Source organism: bacterium, from assembly GCA_039961635.1.
Lineage (GTDB): Bacteria > 4484-113 > 4484-113 > JAGGVC01 > JAGGVC01 > JABRWB01.
This window is the reverse complement of sequence record JABRWB010000008.1, coordinates 37,730-55,660: the sequence shown is the minus strand read 5'-3', so window position 1 is coordinate 55,660 and position 17,931 is coordinate 37,730. Positions and strand designations below refer to the sequence as shown.

The 17,931-nt window shown below is 59.3% G+C and carries 13 protein-coding genes; 4 read left to right on the top strand and 9 right to left on the bottom strand.

Annotated elements, in window-relative coordinates; genetic code table 11:
* Positions 1-83: 83 nt before the first annotated feature.
* The gene (locus HRF49_01295) at positions 84-1,244 is read right to left on the bottom strand and encodes a fused response regulator/phosphatase (protein ID MEP0813286.1); all 1,161 of its coding nucleotides are present in this window, start codon (positions 1,242-1,244) and stop codon (positions 84-86) included.
* Complete coding sequence (locus tag HRF49_01290; GenBank protein MEP0813285.1) at positions 1,231-3,978, bottom strand: PAS domain S-box protein; 2,748 nt, start codon at positions 3,976-3,978, stop codon at positions 1,231-1,233. The genes HRF49_01295 and HRF49_01290 overlap by 14 nt, the downstream gene beginning before the upstream one ends.
* Before the next feature lie 154 nt (positions 3,979-4,132).
* Here HRF49_01290 and HRF49_01285 point away from each other — a divergent pair, with 154 nt between their 5' ends.
* Together HRF49_01285 and HRF49_01280 are read left to right on the top strand one after the other, a co-directional pair.
* Positions 4,133-4,621, top strand: a complete 489-nt coding sequence (locus HRF49_01285) for a metal-dependent transcriptional regulator (protein MEP0813284.1) — start codon at positions 4,133-4,135, stop codon at positions 4,619-4,621.
* A complete protein-coding gene (locus HRF49_01280; protein MEP0813283.1) occupies positions 4,621-6,501 on the top strand; it encodes an Nramp family divalent metal transporter in 1,881 nt (626 codons plus the stop codon). Before HRF49_01285 ends, HRF49_01280 begins: the two co-directional genes overlap by 1 nt.
* On the opposite strand, the gene HRF49_01275 is transcribed toward HRF49_01280, so the two are convergent.
* From HRF49_01275 to HRF49_01245, 7 genes are all read right to left on the bottom strand, one after another.
* Positions 6,498-6,956, bottom strand: coding sequence for a gamma-glutamylcyclotransferase (locus tag HRF49_01275; protein MEP0813282.1), 459 nt, complete (start codon positions 6,954-6,956; stop codon positions 6,498-6,500). The genes HRF49_01280 and HRF49_01275 overlap by 4 nt on opposite strands.
* A gap of 41 nt (positions 6,957-6,997) precedes the next feature.
* Positions 6,998-8,107: an ABC transporter permease gene (locus HRF49_01270; protein MEP0813281.1), complete on the bottom strand. Its 1,110-nt coding sequence runs from the start codon at positions 8,105-8,107 to the stop codon at positions 6,998-7,000.
* Positions 8,108-8,130: 23 nt separating this feature from the next.
* Positions 8,131-9,264 carry an ABC transporter permease gene (locus HRF49_01265; protein ID MEP0813280.1) on the bottom strand — a complete coding sequence of 378 codons (1,134 nt, stop codon included), beginning with the start codon at positions 9,262-9,264 and terminating at the stop codon, positions 8,131-8,133.
* Positions 9,261-10,187, bottom strand: coding sequence for an ABC transporter ATP-binding protein (locus tag HRF49_01260; protein ID MEP0813279.1), 927 nt, complete (start codon positions 10,185-10,187; stop codon positions 9,261-9,263). Before HRF49_01260 ends, HRF49_01265 begins: the two co-directional genes overlap by 4 nt.
* 45 nt (positions 10,188-10,232) lie before the next feature.
* Complete coding sequence (locus HRF49_01255) at positions 10,233-11,153, bottom strand: ABC transporter ATP-binding protein (protein ID MEP0813278.1); 921 nt, start codon at positions 11,151-11,153, stop codon at positions 10,233-10,235.
* Position 11,154: 1 nt separating this feature from the next.
* A complete protein-coding gene (locus tag HRF49_01250) occupies positions 11,155-12,309 on the bottom strand; it encodes an efflux RND transporter periplasmic adaptor subunit (GenBank protein MEP0813277.1) in 1,155 nt (384 codons plus the stop codon).
* 98 nt (positions 12,310-12,407) lie between these two features.
* Positions 12,408-13,052, bottom strand: coding sequence for a TetR/AcrR family transcriptional regulator (locus HRF49_01245; GenBank protein ID MEP0813276.1), 645 nt, complete (start codon positions 13,050-13,052; stop codon positions 12,408-12,410).
* A 217-nt stretch (positions 13,053-13,269) separates the two neighbouring features.
* Between HRF49_01245 and HRF49_01240 the strand changes: the two genes are divergently transcribed.
* Complete coding sequence (locus HRF49_01240) at positions 13,270-14,697, top strand: hypothetical protein (GenBank protein ID MEP0813275.1); 1,428 nt, start codon at positions 13,270-13,272, stop codon at positions 14,695-14,697.
* Between the two features lie 112 nt (positions 14,698-14,809).
* Positions 14,810-17,890: a HEAT repeat domain-containing protein gene (locus HRF49_01235; protein ID MEP0813274.1), complete on the top strand. Its 3,081-nt coding sequence runs from the start codon at positions 14,810-14,812 to the stop codon at positions 17,888-17,890.
* Positions 17,891-17,931 lie beyond the last annotated feature (41 nt).

The following is a 17,931-nucleotide window of genomic DNA, read 5'->3' as shown; positions in this document are numbered from 1 at the left end:
GAGGAACATACGGTCGCGGCAAACACCACGGCGACGGCCATTGCTTTGAAAATGGAATGTGGAAAACTTGCCGGACTCATCGTTCAAATAATTTCGACAAGCATAAGCGAAAAATCGTCGATTATCGGCGCGTCCGCCCTGAATTCGCGAACGTCGTCTTCGATCGCGGCTATAAGCCCGGAAAGGGGTCTTTTCGCGTGCTTTAACAGCGATGTGGCCAGGCGCGTTTCGCTGAACAAATCCCCTCCCGAGTTGCGGGTTTCCACCACGCCGTCCGTGTAAATGCAAAGCCTGTCTCCGGGATAAAGCGCAAGCACGTGCTCGACGTATTCGTGCGAAGGTACAACGAGCAGTCCGGGGCAGCTTGTTTCTAGGAAGGAGCATTTTCCTTCAGGAGTGACCTGAATCGGAGGGGGATGCCCTCCGATTGCGTACCTTAAAACGTATTCCTCGCCGTCAAACACGCCCGCGAAAGCGGTGAAGGCGCTGTCCATGTGGTATTCGTCGTAAAGGAACGAGTTGATGGAAGTGAATGCCTGCGCGGCGGACTTGCCGTCCAACATCTCTTTTTTTATAAGGCGCTGGACGATGCCCGTTTGGAGGCTCGCGGGAAGTCCATGGCCGACGACGTCGCCCACGACGAAACCCAGTCTGCGTTCGTCCAGCTCGACCACGTCCATAAAGTCGCCCGAAAGCTCCTCGGCGCTCTGGTATCCCGTTACCAGGCTGATGTGCCTTCCCTGGTAGCCCTGGGGAATCCATCGTTGCTGGATTGCGCCGGCCTTTCGAAGCTCGCTTTCACGCGTTACGTCGCGCTTTCGTACGGCTTCCAATTCGGCCTCGCGCCGCTTTGTTTTGGTGCGGCGCTCCAGGATTTCCCGCACTTTTTCCAGCATTTCCTTGGGTTTGTTCGGCTTCTGCAGGTAATCCGTGGCTCCTTTGCGCAAAGCGTCCACCGCGCTGTCCACGCTTGCGTACGCCGTGGAGATTATCACGTCAACCGCCGGGTACTCCGTATTGATTCGGCGAAGAACTTCAAGCCCGTCCATTCCCGGCATCCGCAAATCGGTGATGACGATGTCAACTTTGTTCGCGGCCATAACTTCCATTGCCTGCTCGCCGCTGGCCGCGATGAGCGTCCGGTAGCCGCCGCGGCGCTCGAGGAGCTGCGCCATCGCTTTGAGCGCTTCAAGCTCGTCGTCCACCACCAGAATTGTGGGAGTTTCAGGATTACTTTCCGTCATCTTTGTAGAGAGGCAAGTATACGGCAAACCGCGTACCCTGTCCAACTTCGCTTTCGACTTCGATTCTGCCCCCGAACTGGTTCACGATGCTTTCGCAGATGGCAAGCCCAAGCCCCACGCCCGACAAGCCCTTCGTGCTGAAAAACGGCTCGAAAATCCGCGGGAGCACTTCCGGCGGGATGCCGCAGCCGTCGTCGGAAACAACGAAGTAGCCGAAATCGCCCTCGCTTCCGGTGGCGATGTCTATTCTGCCCGGCTTTTCATCGAATGACTGCAGGGAATTTGTAATCATGTTGATGACAATTTGCTTGATCGGGCCGGACAATCCGTTGATATCCGGCAATCCGTGTTTCGGCTCGAACACGACTTTCGCGCCTTGCTCCAAAATTTGCTTGCGCATCAGAACGAGGACATCGTTGATTACGGCATTGAGGTCCAGAGGAATCGGCGACAGCCTTGAAGAACGATGAAGGTCGAGAAGGTTGCGGACTATGTCGCCGATCCTGTCGATTTCGCGGTTGACGGTGTGAAGGTACTCCTCGATTGCCCCTATCCCGTTTTGGGCATGCTTTTCGGCAAAATCTTCGAGGTCCATTTCCGCAAGCTCAAGGTTGTATCGAATCGAATTCAGAGGGTTGTTGATTTCATGCGCAAGGCTGGCGGCCAGCTGTCCGGTCGCGGCAAGCCGCCGGTTTTTGACCAGCTCTTCCCTGATCTGCACCTGGCGTGTGCGATCGGCGGCGATGACCAGCGCTCCTTCGATTTCCTCGTTTTCTCCGACGAGCGGGACGCCCCATATGTCCAGGTACGACGCGCCTTCTTCGCCTTCCGGCGTGAACTTGATTTCCTCGCTGTAGAACGATTCGCCGCGCAGGCAATCCGCGAGTTTTTCAAAGGCGCGGTCGGGGAGAATGGGATGTTCGGTATCGAGCGGCCGCCCCAATATTTCGGCGGCCATCCTGCCCGGCGCGCAAAGCTTCAGAATAAGGTCGTTGGCGAACGTCACGGCCAGCTCGGTGTCCACCACCATCAGCCCCACCGGCGCGTTTGCGATTATTTTTTCGTGCAGCTCCTTAAGCGCGATCAGAGTCCTTGTGCGCTCCTGGACCAGAGTTTCCAGGCTTTCATTCAGCTTTTCAAGCTGCTGGTTTTTTTCGATGATGTCTTTTTCGAGTTTTACCCTCTCCGTCACGTCTCGGACGGATCCCGCAAAGCAATGGCTTCCCGGAATCGGCCTGCTGTAAACTTCCACGTAAATATAAGTTCCATCCTTCCGCTTGATGTAAAGCTCGTAAGGGGAATCCAGCTTCTGTCCGCGCCTGCGAAGTTCCCGCTGCTCGTCCGCGTACGCGCGCTCCTCCGGTGGAACGATATCGTCAACGCTGATTCCGCCCAGCTCTTCAAAACTGTAACCGGTTATTTCGCAGAACTTGCGGTTGTACATGATGTACTTTCCGGTATCCGGATCGAAAGTGTAAAGCCCGTCCAAGCTGTTTTCGTACAAGTCGCGGTATTTGGTTTCGCTCTCGTAAAGCTCTTCGTTTTTCTTGGTTAACAGCCGGTTCGCCTCCTCCAGAGACCTGTTGATTGATTCGCGTTCCTTGAACGAGGTGGACAAATCGCGCGCCATCGCGTTGAAGCTGTTGCCGAGAAGTTCAAGTTCCATTACCCCGCTTATCGCGACCATCCGCTCCCAGTCGCCCTCGGCGATTTCGCGGCAGCGCGCAACAAGCTGGATCAGGGGGCGGGAAAATCTGCGCGCCTGAAGCGCAGTCAAAATGAAAATGGAAAGGAAAAGGACAAGCAGGGGCGGCCCGAGAATTATTGCCGTGCTTTTCATCTCTTCCACAAAAGCGGCGAGGGGCAGTTCCGCCACGACGATTGCCTGCTTGCCCGAAAGCACGGTGAAGCTGCCTAGGACGAGCACCCCCGTGTGATTCCAGTATCGCGCGGAGTCGGTTTCCCCGAGACGCGCGCGCTCTATCGCCTGACTGTACGCGAATGACTCCCTGACGGTGGCGGACTGGCTTTCGGACCATTCCAGGTTTCGTCCGTCAATCGTGAATATTGCGATGCTCGTGTTCCAGCTCTTTTCGAACAGCTTGCGCGTTCTTTTAAGCCAGCCCACGGCGTCCACGTGCTGCGCAATCACGAAGCTTCTTCCGCTCGGAAGGACAACCGGCGTGCTCTGCGATAACGCGACCTGCGAAAGCCTGCGGTCGAAAGCCAGGGGCGGATTGTAACTGCCTGTTTTGCCGTATTCGAACAGCCTCTCTTCCCTGAAATTCTTTCCGACAGAGTCAGCGGATAACTCCGGCCTGAAAACCATGTCCATTATGCAGTCGCCGGTCGCGCCGTCGAAAACCAAAAGCTCCATTACATGGGAATCCGGCTCGAGTGCGAAGAGTTTGAATTCGCGCTCCAAGCCGGCAAGGATGCTGCCCTCGTCCCCGGAGTTTTTCGCGTATTCGCCGAAAAGCGCCCGCACTGTCGTCCTTTTGGAAAGCAAATCCAGCCTGTCCATGCTTTCGCGGAAAAACTCCTCCGCCAAATTGGACGCGATGTGCCTGTCCGCTTCAATGGTGCGCATCGCAGTCCGTTCAAGCGCGGCGTAAAACTGCCATCCCAGATATAGGCCGAGCAGAATCAGAGGCCCAAGAGTGAACGACAGAAAGTACCGTCTGAAGACGTCCTGGATGCTGGGGGAATGCCTGAATCTGCGACGTAAACTCACCCGGCAAAAGCTCCGTCGGACAAAAATATCCTGCTGGCCAAGCGATTATATCGCAAGCTCGGCCTCCGGACCGCTTCCGCCGGGCATCGAAAAAGGATAAAAAAATTTATGCGATAAAGCCTATTACCCAAGGGTAATTGCAACAGGGTGACAAGTGCCGACTTCCGCTCTTACTCCGGTGCAACAGGATTATCTGGAACTGATGCTCCGCCTTTCGGGGGAAGGCGACGCGGGCGTTCGCGTGACCGACATTGCTTCCGAGATGGGGATCAAACCGCCCACGGTCGTCCGCACCGTCGCGCGGCTCCGCGCGGCCGGCTTCGCCGTGCAGGAAGAGCGCGGGCTTGTGCATCTGACCGACGCCGGACGGCGTGTGGCCGAGCAATTGCGCCACCGTCACCGCGACATCGTCGTTTTGCTCGTTGACGTGCTGGGGCTCGAACGTTCGCGCGCCGAAAGGGACGCCTGCGTTATCGAGCATGGATTGGCCGACGAGACGGCGGAGCGGCTTCACGAGTTTCTCCTGCGATGGTTCGAGCTTCCCGACGAAACGCGCGCCTTGCTGGCAAGCCCCGTATCTAAATTGGATTCTCCCCATTTCAATCTACTCGAAACGAAATCGAACAGAGGCGCCAGATACTGATGACAACCACCGCGAAATCGCACGACTTGTCGCTGTCCGAGGTTCATTCCACCGTCAAGATTCCTGCTTTCGGAAGTTGGTGGCGCCGGCTTTTCGCGTTTATGGGGCCGGCATACCTGGTAAGCGTCGGGTATATGGATCCCGGGAATTGGGCCACCGATCTGGAGGGCGGCGCGCGCTTCGGCTACCAGCTCATTTGGGTTCTTCTGATGAGCAACCTGATGGCCGTCCTTCTTCAGACGCTGTGCGCCCGTATGGGCATCGCGGGCAGGCGCGACCTTGCGCAAGCTTGCAGAGAATCCTATCCGCCTATTGTCAACATCCCGCTGTGGATTTTGTGCGAGCTCGCGATCGCGGCGTGCGACCTGGCGGAAGTGCTCGGAACCGCGATCGGACTCAATCTGCTTTTCGGTATGCCTTTGATATGGGGCATCGCGATAACGGTTGCGGACACGCTTTTGATACTGCTGCTGCAGCACTGGGGAATCCGCAAGCTCGAAGCGTTCATTCTTTCACTCGTTTTTATTGTGGGCGCGTCGTTCTTCGTCGAGATGCTGCTTTCCCCGCCGGTGATGGGAGACCTTATTGCGGGATTCATTCCCAGCATCGATGGAGACAGCCTGTACGTCGCGCTCGGAATGCTCGGCGCGACAGTGATGCCGCACAACCTTTACCTCCACTCCGCGCTCGTGCAAAGCCGCGCGGTTGAACGCACCGATGAAGGCAAACGCGCCGCGATGCGATTCAATCTGATAGACACCGTGATCGCGCTCAACGCGGCGTTTTTCGTCAACGCGGCGATACTTACGCTTGCCGCTTCGGTATTCCACGCGCGCGGAATCGAGGTCACCGAAATCCAGCAGGCTCACGAGCTGCTCGCGCCCCTTGTTGGAACCACGCTGGCATCCACGTTGTTCGCCGTCGCGCTGCTTGCCGCCGGCCAATCATCCACGCTCACCGGCACTCTCGCGGGCCAGATAGTCCTTGAGGGCTTCGTCAGGGTGAAAATGCAGCCTTGGGCGAGGCGGCTGGTTTCTCGCATGATCGCGGTCGTCCCCGCGGTTATCGTGGTGGGGATTTCGGGAAGCGAAGGCACGTACAAGCTGCTCATTCTATCGCAGGTGATTCTATCGCTTCAGCTTCCGTTCGCGATTGTGCCGCTTATAGATTTCACGAGCGACAAAAGAAGGATGGGCAAGTTCGCAAATCCGGTTTGGGTTAACGTATTGGCCTGGGCATGCGCGTTCGTCATCATCGGATTGAACATGTGGCTCGCATACCAGGTTATAAACGAATGGAGAAAGGCGGGGCCGTGGGTGGATTTTGTGGTCGTGCCGCTTGCAATCGGGCTGGTGATATTATTGGGGTTCGTGACGTTCCGTGCGCTTCTGCGGCGGTTGTTCGAAACCAAGGCGCAAAAGCCCGCCTCCCTCGACCTGGCAAAGCTGCCCGCTTCGCCCAAATACAAAAAGATAGGCGTCGCGCTCGAAGTGAAGGAAAGCGACATCAAGATAATGGAAAAGGCCGCGCCCATCGCCTCGCAGTGCGGCGCGGAGCTGATACTTATACACATAGTGGAAAGCGCCACCGCGCAGGTGTACGAGGGTTACGCGGAAGACAGGGAAGCGATCGAGGACGAAGAATACTTGAAAAATCTGGTTCAGCAACTCGAAGCGTCCGGGAGAGCCGCACGTTACAGGCTCGGATTCGGCAACGCTGCCAAAGGCGTGGTCAAAATCGCCACCGAGGAAAAGCTCGACCTGCTGGTTCTGGGCAGCCACGGCCACCGCGCGGTGCAGGATTGGATTTTCGGCTCGACGGTCGCGGTAGTCCAGCACGAGATCGGGGACATCCCGATTCTGGTCGTCAAGGGCACCTAAGGATCCGCGAATCTGGACTTTTCGGAGTTCCCGCAATCTTCGAGAGTCATAATCGCGTCGAGCGGATCCTCCGGATGTCCCCAGTCGCGGTATCCCTTGCGGATCGTGTCCAGATACCGTTCACTGGGCGGGCGGAAGTCCGTGGATCGCCCGATGTACGTGTATGCCTTTTCCCCGTCTATCTCGATTTCCAGCCGGTCGTAAACCGTGGGCACCCCTTCGAACCGATCCAGCGAGCGCTCGTCCGTGACGGAAAGCTCGTACAGCGCGCCGGGCACCGACGCGCCTTCCTTTGGAATTATCGTTGCGGTTCCCCCGCCGTCCCACCTGACGCTCTCTCCCACGAAAGCGAGTTGGTAGCCCTCAAGCACCGCGGCGCGGACGGGAACGGATTGCCGGCAGCGGACCGCCATCTGCGCCTTGAACAAGTTGCTCGCGTAAGCGAAGTAAAGCATGCGCGCCCCCTTAAGACCGCGACTATTATAGCTCCCATCCGTCAGTTCATTGATTTCCTGAACCTGGATATCGCGAACGACGCAATGGCGATGCCGAGCGCAAAGAGCGACGCGTACTGCGGCCATAGAACGTCCAGTCCGACTCCCTTCAAAAACACCGTGCGGATGATCAGCAGAAAATACCTCATCGGATTGACTGCGGTAAGCCATTGCACCGGCTCGGGCATGTTTGCGATCGGGAACATGAATCCCGAAAGCAATACCGCCGGAAACATGAACAGGAACGTGCTCATAAGAGCCTGCTGCTGCGTCTCGCTTATAGTCGAAATATACAGGCCGATGGACAGCGTGCAAAGCAGGTAGCAGGCGACCGCGAGAACAATCAGCAAGAGGTTCCCGCGCACGGGCAACCTGAACCAGCCGGTCGCGACCGCGACGACTATCGCCATGTCCGCGTAGCCGATTATCGCGAACGGCAGCGTCTTGCCGAGGATGAACTCGAGGCGCGTTATCGGAGTTACGATGATTTGCTCGATCGTCCCGATTTCCTTTTCGCGCACGACCGCCATTCCGGTAAGCAGCAGGCTGATAAGCGTGACGAGAATCATCATCAGTCCGGGGAGGAAGTGCCACCTGCTGTGCAGGTTCTCGTTGAACCATGAGCGCGTTTCAAGCGTGACGCCGGGCGCGGCCGCGGCCGCGCCGTAACGCGTTTTCATCGCGCTTTCAAGAAGGTCGCGCGAATATTCCGTAATTATTCTGGAACCGTACTGGAGAACTACTCCGCCGGTGTTTGAATCCGTTCCGTCCACCAGTACCTGCACCTGCGGCGCTTTCCCGGCTTTCAGCGCGGCGCCGTATCCATGCGCGATATGCAGCACAATGCTGACCGCTCCGTGGTCAAGGAGCTTTTCCGCCTGGTTTTCGTCGGCGATGCGCGCCGCGATCCTGAAAAGACCGGTACCCTCGAATTTCGACACCAACTCGCGCGATGCCGGCGTGCCGTCAAGGTCGTATACCGCCATCGGGATATTCACGACATCGGTCGTCGCCGCGTACGCGAAGACGAACATCTGGACGAGCGGCACCACGAAAATTATCGTGCGCATCCGCGGATCGCGGAAAATCTGGATGAACTCCTTACGAAGCATATGGAGGATGCGCGTCCGCGATATCAATCGAGCTTCCTCCTGAATTTCCGGTTGGCGACGAAAAGCACGATCGCGCCGAACACGGCCAGGAGCGCGGCTTCGGACAGCAGCGCTTCGGTGCCGAGCCCCTTCAAGTAAATTCCGCGCAAAATCCTTATGTAATACATCGCGGGCACGATGTGCGACAGATATTGAAGCGGTGCAGGCATCTGGAATATCGAGAACATCAGCCCGGAAAGAAGATACGACGGCAGAAACGTCGTTATCATCGCAAGCTGGCTTGCAAGCATCTGGTTTTTTGCGACGATGCTTATTATCATTCCCATCGAAAGCGCGCCCGCGAGAAAGACGGCGGAAAGCGCGAAAAGAAGCGCGACGCTCCCGCGCATCGGAACATGAAAGATGTACCGGCCGAGCAGGTATGCAAGAACGAGGTTCATCATCCCGATTGTGAAATACGGAACCAGCTTTCCGAGGATAAGCTCCGGGCCGCGCACCGGAGTTGAAATAAGCTGCTCCATCGTGCCGCGCTCCCATTCGCGCGCGACCGTGAGCGAGGTGAGTATCGCGGCGATTATCATCATTATCACCGCGATCAAACCGGGGATGATGTAATTCTGCGATTTCATTTCCGGGTTGTACCAGGCGCGCGGACGGAAATCCAGCGGCGCGGATATCGTGCGCCCGGTAGCGCGCAGAGCGTACCCGCTTACGATTTTTTGCGAATACGCGGCGGCGACCGCGTTCGCGTAACCGGTCGCGATCGTAGCGGTGTTCGCGTCGCTCCCGTCCGCGATAATCTGCACCTCCGCGTTTCTGCCGGAAGCTATTTTGCTCGCGAAATCATGCGGAATAACGACGGCGACAAGCGCGCGCGCGTGGTCTATCTCGCATTCCAGTTCCCGGTAGCTCGAAACGTACTTCTTGATATTGAAATAGGGTGTTCCGTCAAAGTATGAAACAAAATCGCGGCTCTGCGGAGTTTCGCTGGAATCGAATACGACCGTCGGCACTTCGTCCACGTCCAAAGTCAGCGCCCATCCGAAAAGCGAAATCAAAACTGCAGGAATAAGCAGTCCAAGCGCCAAGCTCCTCGCGTCCCGCAATACATGCAGGAATTCCTTGCGGGCGACCGCGGCGAAACGCCTGAAGCTCACCGCTCCACCTCGCGGTTGTCGTTTTCGCGCTTGTCGCGCGCTTCGATCAGCGATACGAATACATCCTCCATCGACGGCGCGACTTTTTCTATTTTGCCCGTCGGAACTATCCGCGCTTCGAAAAATCGCCGGATTTCCGCTGCAGCCCTATCCGCATCGTCCGTCGTGACATGCAGCCCGCTTCCGAAAAGCGCGGCTTCGCTTACGCTTGGAAGCTGTTCAATTTCGCCGATGAAATCCTGCGGCCGCGCGCAGGCGACTTCGATTATCGAGTGGGACATCGCGGTTTTCTTGAGTTCCGACGGCGCACCCACCGCGATCAGCTCCCCCCGGTAAATCAGCGCTACCCTGTCGCAAAATTCGGCCTCGTCCATGTAATGCGTCGTGACGAAAACCGTCGTCCCGCGCTCCGCCAGTTCGTAGATAACATCCCAGAAGCGCCGGCGCGTGAGCGGGTCAACGCCCGAAGTCGGCTCGTCGAGAAATATCACCGGCGGCTCGTGCAGAATAGCGCAGCCGAGCGCCAGCCGCTGCTTCCATCCGCCCGCGAGCGTTTTCGCGCGTTTTTTGCGGTGAGCCGAAAGCCCCGCCATTTCGATCGCCCATTCCTTGCGCTCGACGTGCTTGCCGCCGTTGAGTCCGTAAATTCCCCCGTAAAAATCGATATTCTCTTCGACAGTCAGATCTTCGTAAAGCGAAAACCTCTGGCTCATGTATCCGATGTGTTTTTTTATCTTTTCAGGCTCGCGCATCACGTCGAATCCGGCGACTCTCCCCTCCCCCGACGTGGGAGTAAGAATGCCGCAGAGCATGCGGATGGTGGTGGACTTGCCCGCGCCGTTCGGCCCCAGGAAGCCGAAAATTTCGCCGGTGCCGACTTCGAGGGTGATTTTGTTCACGGCGGTGAATGTCCCGAATTTCATTTCGAGGTTTTTCAACCGCACCGCGGCGGCGGGATTGTCGTTCAATTAAGATTCCGCCATCATCGAAACGAATACGTCTTCGAGCGACGGCTCCTCCTCCTTTATTTCCAGTATAGCGATTCCGGATTCGCGCAAAATCCGGGGCGCTTCGCGCATAGTCCGCGCAAAGTCATTCGTCGTTACGTGCACCGCGCCGCCCAAAATACCGACGCCGTCCTCCGGCAAGGCGCGCTTGAGCACGGACGCGCCGCGCCGCGGATCATCGGTTGAAATTACAATCAGGGAACCCCTCATCAGTTTTTTCACTTCGCCGGGATCGCCGGTTGCAATCATCCTTCCATTGTGCATCAGCCCGATCGCGTTGCACCGCTCGGCTTCGTCAAGGTACGCGGTGGAAACCAGAATCGTCACCTTTTCCGATAGCAGCCGGTAAAGAATCCGCCAGAAGTCGCGGCGGGAAACCGGATCCACCCCGTTCGTCGGCTCGTCCAATAGCAGCACTTTAGGTGTATGCACCAGCGCGCACGCGAGGCCCAGCTTTTGCTTCATTCCGCCGGAAAGCCGCCCGGCCTGGCGCTTCTTGAAATGCAACAGTCCGGAAAAGGAAAGCAGCGCGTCGATTTTCTCCGCGCGGCCGCGCGCCGGTATTCCGTAGATATCCGCGTAAAAATCCAGATTTTCGATGACGGTCAGATCCGGATACAGCCCGAACCGCTGACTCATATATCCGATGTGGTTCTTCACCGCGTCCCCGTCCTTGCGCACGGACAGCCCGGCGACGCGCGCGTCCCCCCCTGTCGGATCCATTATCGCGGCGAGCATCCGCATCGTCGTCGTCTTTCCCGCGCCGTCCGGGCCGACGAGTCCGAATATCTCGCCTTCCGGCACCGCGAACGTAAGCGAGTCCACGGCGACTACGCCTGGGAATTCCTTTCGCAATGCGGATGTTTCAATCGCGTTTGACATTTCATTCCCCGTTAATTTCGATCGCCGCGTCGGCCGGCATCCCCGGCTTCAGCTCCCCCCCCGCATTCGCGATTTCGATCTTGATCCGGTACACGAGCTTTGTGCGCTCTTCCTTCGTCTGCACAGTCTTGGGTGTGAACTCGGATTCGGGCGATATGAAAACGATCTTTCCGTCGAAAGTCTTTCCCGGAAACGCGTCCACGCTCACTTTGACGACCTGGCCGATCTTCACTATGCCCAGCTCCGTCTCCGAAACAAACCCGCGCAAGTAAACCTTATCAAGTTCCGCAAGCGTCACGACCGGCGTCCCCGGCACGACGTACTCGCCGGGCTCGACGTTCTCGCTGACAACCACTCCTCCCGCGGGCGATGCGAGCGCCGCGTATCCAAGCCGCGTTTCCGAGAGAGAAAGCGCTTCCTCCGCCTGCTTCACGCGCGCCTCCGCCTGCGCGATCCGCTCCGCGCGCGGCCCCGCCTTGATCAGCGAATACGACTCTTTTGCCTGGGACAGCGCCGCCCTGGCCTGGTCTATCTGCTCGGTTTTCGGCCCGCTTTCCACAAGATCGCGCTGCTCCTGCGCCGTTTTCAGCCGCTCGGTTGCGACGGTAAGCGCCGTTTTCGCCGCGTCGAAAGCCTGCCCCGAAATCACGCCCTCGTTAAAAAGCTTTTCCGCCCGCTCAAAATCCGCTTTCAGCCGATCCACTTCCGCCTGCGCCTGGCGCACCGAGGCCTCCGCGGTTTCGCGCTCCTGCGGCCGCGCGCCGGATTCGAGTTCGCGCACCTTCGCGTCCGCCTGTTTCACAATCGCCGCCGCTTGAGCGATTTCCTGCGGACGCGCACCCGCCTTAAGCTCCTCCAGCGCCGCGCGCGCGGCTTCCAATTCCGCCCGCCGGATAGCGGCGTCCGCCAAAAGCTCCGCGTCGTCGAGACGCGCGACAAGCGCGCCCGGCTCGATGCGGTCGCCCTCGGACGCGGCACGCTCAATCACCCGTCCGGCGATCTTGAACGAAAGATCGCGCTCGGTCGCCTCGATGTTGCCGGATATTTTAATTGAACCGTTCCCGGTCTGCGCCTTGTTCGCCTGATAATTCCATACGAAGTACGCGGCCGCGGCTATAACAAGCACCGGAATCACGAATTTCAAACGATGCGCCATAGGAAATCACCACCAGTATCAACCGTACGGGGGGGGGGAATTTACCCCCGCCCACATCCAAGGCGGGGGCGGGTAAGCCGCCCCGCTGCGATTTCATTTCACGCCTCGAGCGACCTCCTCACCACCTTCCACGCCTCGCGGGAAAACTCGCCCCGCGCGAAGTCACGGCCGAAGTGGATCGTGAGAATCGTCGCCGTAGGAAGAAGCCCCCAGTACATACGCGCCGCGACGCCGGGGTTGACGTCGCGCCTTATCTCGCCCGCCTCCTGGCCGCGGCGGATGAGCTTTTCAAGCTCGCCCAGAAGCCCGGACAGCATCCGGCGCAGCTTCTTGCGGAATGCGGGATTGCCCGCAGGCCCGCCGCCCGCGGCGAATAGAATCCGCGGGATCGCCACAAGCTCGTCCACGAGTTCGAGCTGCTTGTACAAAAGCCGCTCCAGCGCGTCCAGCGCGCCGCCGGAAGACGTTACCGCCTCGCGGACGTTCGCGCGCGCGCGCGAGACGACGTGGTCAACCGCCGCGGCGACCATCTCGTCGCGCCCGCGGAAGTGGCGGTAAATCGCCGAGGGCACGATGCCGCAACGCTCGGCGACGGACGCCATGCTGAGCGCCTCGACGCCGCCCGCCGTGATGATCTCGAGCGCCGCGCGGGCGATCTGGCCGCGCCGCGCGTCCGTCAAGAGCCTTTCCTCGGCCAAGCTTCCTCCGCCGCCCACCAAAATGGAATGTGAACGGTCATTCACATTGTACCACGGGATGGCGGGGAATGTGTGAAAACCGGAAGTAGGAAAGATATTCCAAAAGCCCATTCAGGAGTGCGCAGGCCTTGCCTGCGCTCGATTTTGACCTTGAATTAAGCGGCGGCATTGCGCCGGCACTCCTGAAGCTTCGCGTAATTGCGCATGCTAAAATCTTATCGGACAAGTACGGCATTGCACCACGCTTGTCGGAGGCACGAATATGCAATGGAGATTCGCTTTCCGCCCGCCGCTTTGCGCGGCGATCATCCTTCTCGCGCTCGTTTTCCCTCCGGCGGCATCAGTTTGCGCCCAGGGCGCGTCTTCGGACAGCGGCGGCTCGCCCTCCGCGCTGGATTCCGCCGCGGCCGCAACTGTTGACGACCTGTTCAGGTTCTACCTAGACCACCGGGATAAGTCGCTCGGCTTCGGGGATTTCCACGCAGCCGGCGCGTCCCGAATTCAAAGCAAGCTGGATGCAGACCTGGCCGCGAATCTGGAGAGGTTCGGCCACATGCCCGAGTATTGGGAGCTTCGCGCGCAAACCTCTTTCGCCAAGGAGCGAGGCGCAAGGACGATGTTCAACCGCCGGTGCCTGGAGCGCGCAGTGGAGCTTGACCCGTCGCGCTCCGCCGCGATAATCGAGCTTGCCGCGATGGACAGGGAGTCTATGGAAAAAGCCTTCGAGGAGGAGCATACCGGCGGGGTGTCCGACACTCCGCCGCCGCCGGAAATGTACAGCGCAATCGCGGACGGATACGCGCGGGCTGCTCGTGGCGATCCCGACAACGGATACCTGCCTTTTTTCGAGGCCGTCGAGCGCGTCGGGCTGGGCGAGCTGGACAGGGCGTGGGAGCTGTTCGAGAAGTGCGCGGACTCGCCGAGGTTTTACAAGCCGGAGCTGTTTCCGATGGATTATGTGAAGTGGCGGAACGACGCGCTGGCGACCGGCGAGCCGCCGTTTGAGGGACTTTCCATGGGGGAACGGTATTACCTGCTAAGCACATACGGCACTGCGCTTCCCAATTTCATTCGGGCGAAGGATGCCTGCAGAACGGCGGCCATGGCAACCCGGCTTGGATGCGATTACACGCGGCCGTTTACCTCGATCCACCGCGCCGCATGCCGGATGGCGAAAAACGACGAGCCGCGCGGGATGATATACAGCCTTGTCGCGATTGTAATGATCGGAATTTGCGCACGCGAGGCAAACGACATCGCGATTGCAAACGGCGACGAGGTGTTGCGGGACGCGGCGGCCGCTGTCGTGTCGGAGTGCAATGCAATAAAGACATTGATCCGCGGATGGTCGGAAGGCGGCAGAGGTTCATATGATGCGCTGGCTCCATTCGCCATTTGGACTTTGGAAAACATCGAAAGCCTGCCCGAAGGAGATTTCAAGGACGCGCTGGAGCTTTCAATGAAAACCAGCCAGGGCCAGTCGAATAACGACGCTACAAAATTGGAAGTCGCCTCGACCGCGCTGGGCTATCTTGCATATATGAGCGCAAATTCGGCGGATTCGGAGAAAAATCTGGTGGACGGCCCGCTTGCGAAAGAAATCGACTTGATAAGCACCCTCGACTACGCCAATCCCGGCGAGTGGTACGCGAAGTGGCTGGACGAGCGCGGGCTTGCGGGGGAGGAGTAGCGACCAGATCCGTGGCAAAATCCCAAGCTGCAATCGTATCTCCAAGCCAGTCGCCGCCCGGCGTATAATCCTCCACGGTGAAACACCATTTGCCATTTCCGGAGGTGCTCCGATGATCCGCCGCCGTTTTGCATTCGCTTCGGTTGTCTTTCTGGTTGCCGCCGCGCTTTTCCCGCTTCCCGCCGCCGCGCTTTTCCCGCTTCCCGCCGCCGCGCAGGATTCCGGCCAAGCAACGCCGTCCGCTCAGTCGCCCGACGCCGCGTCCGCCTTGGGGTATTTTCCGCCAAGCTACACGCCGGAGGAGCTTGCCGCGCTCGACCGGGCGCTCGCGGCAGTCAACATGAACCGCGAAGACCTGCGGTTCAAGAAGGACTACACGAAGGGGTACGAGTGCCTGCCCGTCGTCCTGCGGTTGATGGACGACCCGCTTCTCATAGCTCCCGTGATGGACGGATTCGCCGACTGGAGCAAGCCCGGCAAGCGTCCGCATCCGTATTCGGAAATGGCTCAGGCCGTGAAGGCGCTTGAAGATATGCGCTCGCAGCCGATGGTTCCCCCCAGCCCGACTGGCAGGAACCTGCCGATGGAGTTTATAAACGGCGTCCGCAAAATTGAAACGACTGACGACCTCGCGGCGCTTCTGGAGGCGTTCGCCGCTTACCCGATGACTTACGGCGTGGAAGGCGCGGAGTTCGACCTGCTTCGGTACAAGCTGCCCTACCAGATGGCATGGCACGACGTGTTCAAGTCGCCGTTCGACGCGGCGAAGGGCAAGGACTGGGACGCGGCGCTCGAGGACAGGCCCGCGGATTACCTTTACAAGCTCGCGTCGAAAATCGACATCGTAATGTTCGCGATAAACCACGAGTACGTTTTCGGATACCCGCAGGACTGGCTTGAGCTGATTCCCGCGGACGCGTTTCCGAAAGCCGCGCCCGCGATTTACGAAACGAAAGCGGGACGGATCGCAATCGGAACCGCCGGAGACGACACGTACACCGGCAATTTCGCGGCGCTGATAGATCCCGGCGGAAACGACCATTACGTAAACTGCATCATCGGAGCTGCGTACGGCGCGCCCGAAACCGGCATCGGAATGGGGCAGATCGGCTTCTTCGCCGATCTCGGCGGAAACGACTTCTACGACTGCGGAGAAACGAACATCACGCTCGGCGCGGCGGTGCTTGGAATAGCCGCGTTCTACGATCTCGGAGGAGGGAACGACCGCTACGTGGCGGGAAGCTGCACGCTCGGCGCCGCGGTGGGGGGGGTCGCGACGTTCTACGACGACGGCGGAAGCGATACGTACGAAAGCAAGGTGTACACCCAGGGCGCGGCGGGATTCGGAATCGGAATCATGGTGGACGATTCGGTCGAGCCCGCGCCGGACATCCCGACGGACGTCGAGACGCCGGATCCGGTCGCGATCGCGGACTTCGACAACGATTATTACTTCGCCTGGACGAACGCGCAGGCGTTCGCGCGCACGAAGGCCGTCGCGCTCTGTGTGAACACGCGCGGAAACGAGGTTTACCATGCCGGGGGTGTGTACCTGCACGCGCCGCTCTTCGCGGATCGCTATCAATCCTTCAGCCAGGGATTCGCGATCGGCGAGCGCGACATAGACTACGCGGGCGGTATCGCGATGCTCATTGATTACGCGGGAAACGACCGGTATCTCGGCGACATATACAACCAAGGAGTCGGCTACTGGTACAGCGCGGGATTCCTGTGGGACGGCGCGGGCAACGATGTGTACGAAATGACGCAGTACGGTCAGGGCAGCGGCATCCACCTGGCGATAGGCGGATTGATCGACGGGGGGGGGCATGACACCTACGTAATGCACAGCGGGCTGGGACAGGGCGGAAGCCACGACTTTGCGGCGAGCGTGCTGATGGATCGCGGCGGGGATGACCACTATATGGGCCTGACCTCATGCAACGGAACCGGGCTCACGAACAGCGTCGGGCTGTTTTTCGACAGGAGCGGAAACGATATATACGCCGGAAGGCGCGACGGATACATGAACGGCGGGCGCCCGGACCGCGGCACGGCCAGCATCGGGGTGTTCGTGGATCTCGGCGGCGCCGACGATTACCTCGGCAAGATGAAAGACGACGGCGCGTGGTCGAACACGAGCTTCGGCACAGGCATTGATATTGCTCCCCCCCCCGCTAAGGATGCGGAGCCGCAGAGCGGCCCTAACGTGGTCTCCGGCCAGGCGCCGATCCCCGAAGTGTGCAATTACAAGGGCGAAATCACGCAGGAAGTTTTCGACGAGCTATGGGAAATATCAATCCGGTGGGAGGTGGGCGATAACCGCTACATCGTTCCCGAGGCGCGCAAGCGGCTGATCGAGTTCGGAAGCTCGGTGCTGCCGTATATCGAGAAGGTGATGGACAACGACGCGTCGGGGCTTGCCATCCGCGCGTTCGACGACGTGCTGGGCAGGATTTTGGAGACGGACAGGGCGGGCGTGCTCGAAGTCATCCGCCGCAACGCGCAATCAACCAATGAAAAGCGCAAGCTCATCTCGCTTGTCGTAATAAACGACCTCAAGCTGACCGAGTTGGCGGACGAGGTTGTGAAATATCTCGACGATCCCGACCCGGCCTTCGTCCGGCGCGCGGCCGGCGTCCTCGGCACGCTGGGCAGCCACGCCGGCGACGAGCGGCTTTTCGCGATGGCCGCGCTCGACCGGGACGAGGCGATGATCCGCGCCGCGATAACCGCGCTGGTGCAGCTCAAAACCGACTGCTGGCCGCAGCTCCGCGCGCTCCTCGATTATCCGAAGCTGACCGTCCGGGAGGCGGCGGTCAACCTCCTCGTCGCCAATTACGATTTCTTCGGCGCGCAGATGAAAAAGGATCTTGTTGACATCGCCCGCTCCGCGCGCGCGCCCGAAGACCTGCCGCCGCTTTCCTTGCGCGCCGTGCGCTCGCTCTTGGCCGCGTTCGCGCGTATCGATGCGCAGCCCGACGAAGCGATGATTTACACGGTCTCGCTGCTCCTTGACGATACGGACTGGGGCGTGCGCGCGGACGCGGCGCGGCTGGCGATGCGCTGGAAGTCCGAGTACGGCCTGAATTCGGAAGTCCGTGACGCGCTGGAGCCGCTTGTGAAAAAGCTGGGCGCGATGCGGCTGAAAGAGTCCGAGCCGTACGTGAAATTCATTCTCGAAAACGGGTAGCGCGTTACTGATTTGTTGCTTACCATGCCCAACGCTGGGTA

Excerpts from the sequence above, each read along its gene's own strand:
- HRF49_01250 (MEP0813277.1), bottom strand. The coding sequence starts at position 12,309 with ATGGCGCATCGTTTGAAATTCGTGATTCCGGTGCTTGTTATAGCCGCG.
- HRF49_01280 (MEP0813283.1), top strand. The coding sequence starts at position 4,621 with ATGACAACCACCGCGAAATCGCACGACTTGTCGCTGTCCGAGGTTCAT.
- HRF49_01275 (MEP0813282.1), bottom strand. The coding sequence starts at position 6,956 with ATGCTTTACTTCGCTTACGCGAGCAACTTGTTCAAGGCGCAGATGGCG.
- HRF49_01240 (MEP0813275.1), top strand. The coding sequence starts at position 13,270 with ATGCAATGGAGATTCGCTTTCCGCCCGCCGCTTTGCGCGGCGATCATC.
- HRF49_01235 (MEP0813274.1), top strand. The coding sequence starts at position 14,810 with ATGATCCGCCGCCGTTTTGCATTCGCTTCGGTTGTCTTTCTGGTTGCC.
- HRF49_01295 (MEP0813286.1), bottom strand. The coding sequence starts at position 1,244 with ATGACGGAAAGTAATCCTGAAACTCCCACAATTCTGGTGGTGGACGAC.
- HRF49_01260 (MEP0813279.1), bottom strand. The coding sequence starts at position 10,187 with ATGAAATTCGGGACATTCACCGCCGTGAACAAAATCACCCTCGAAGTC.
- HRF49_01270 (MEP0813281.1), bottom strand. The coding sequence starts at position 8,107 with ATGCTTCGTAAGGAGTTCATCCAGATTTTCCGCGATCCGCGGATGCGC.
- HRF49_01255 (MEP0813278.1), bottom strand. The coding sequence starts at position 11,153 with ATGTCAAACGCGATTGAAACATCCGCATTGCGAAAGGAATTCCCAGGC.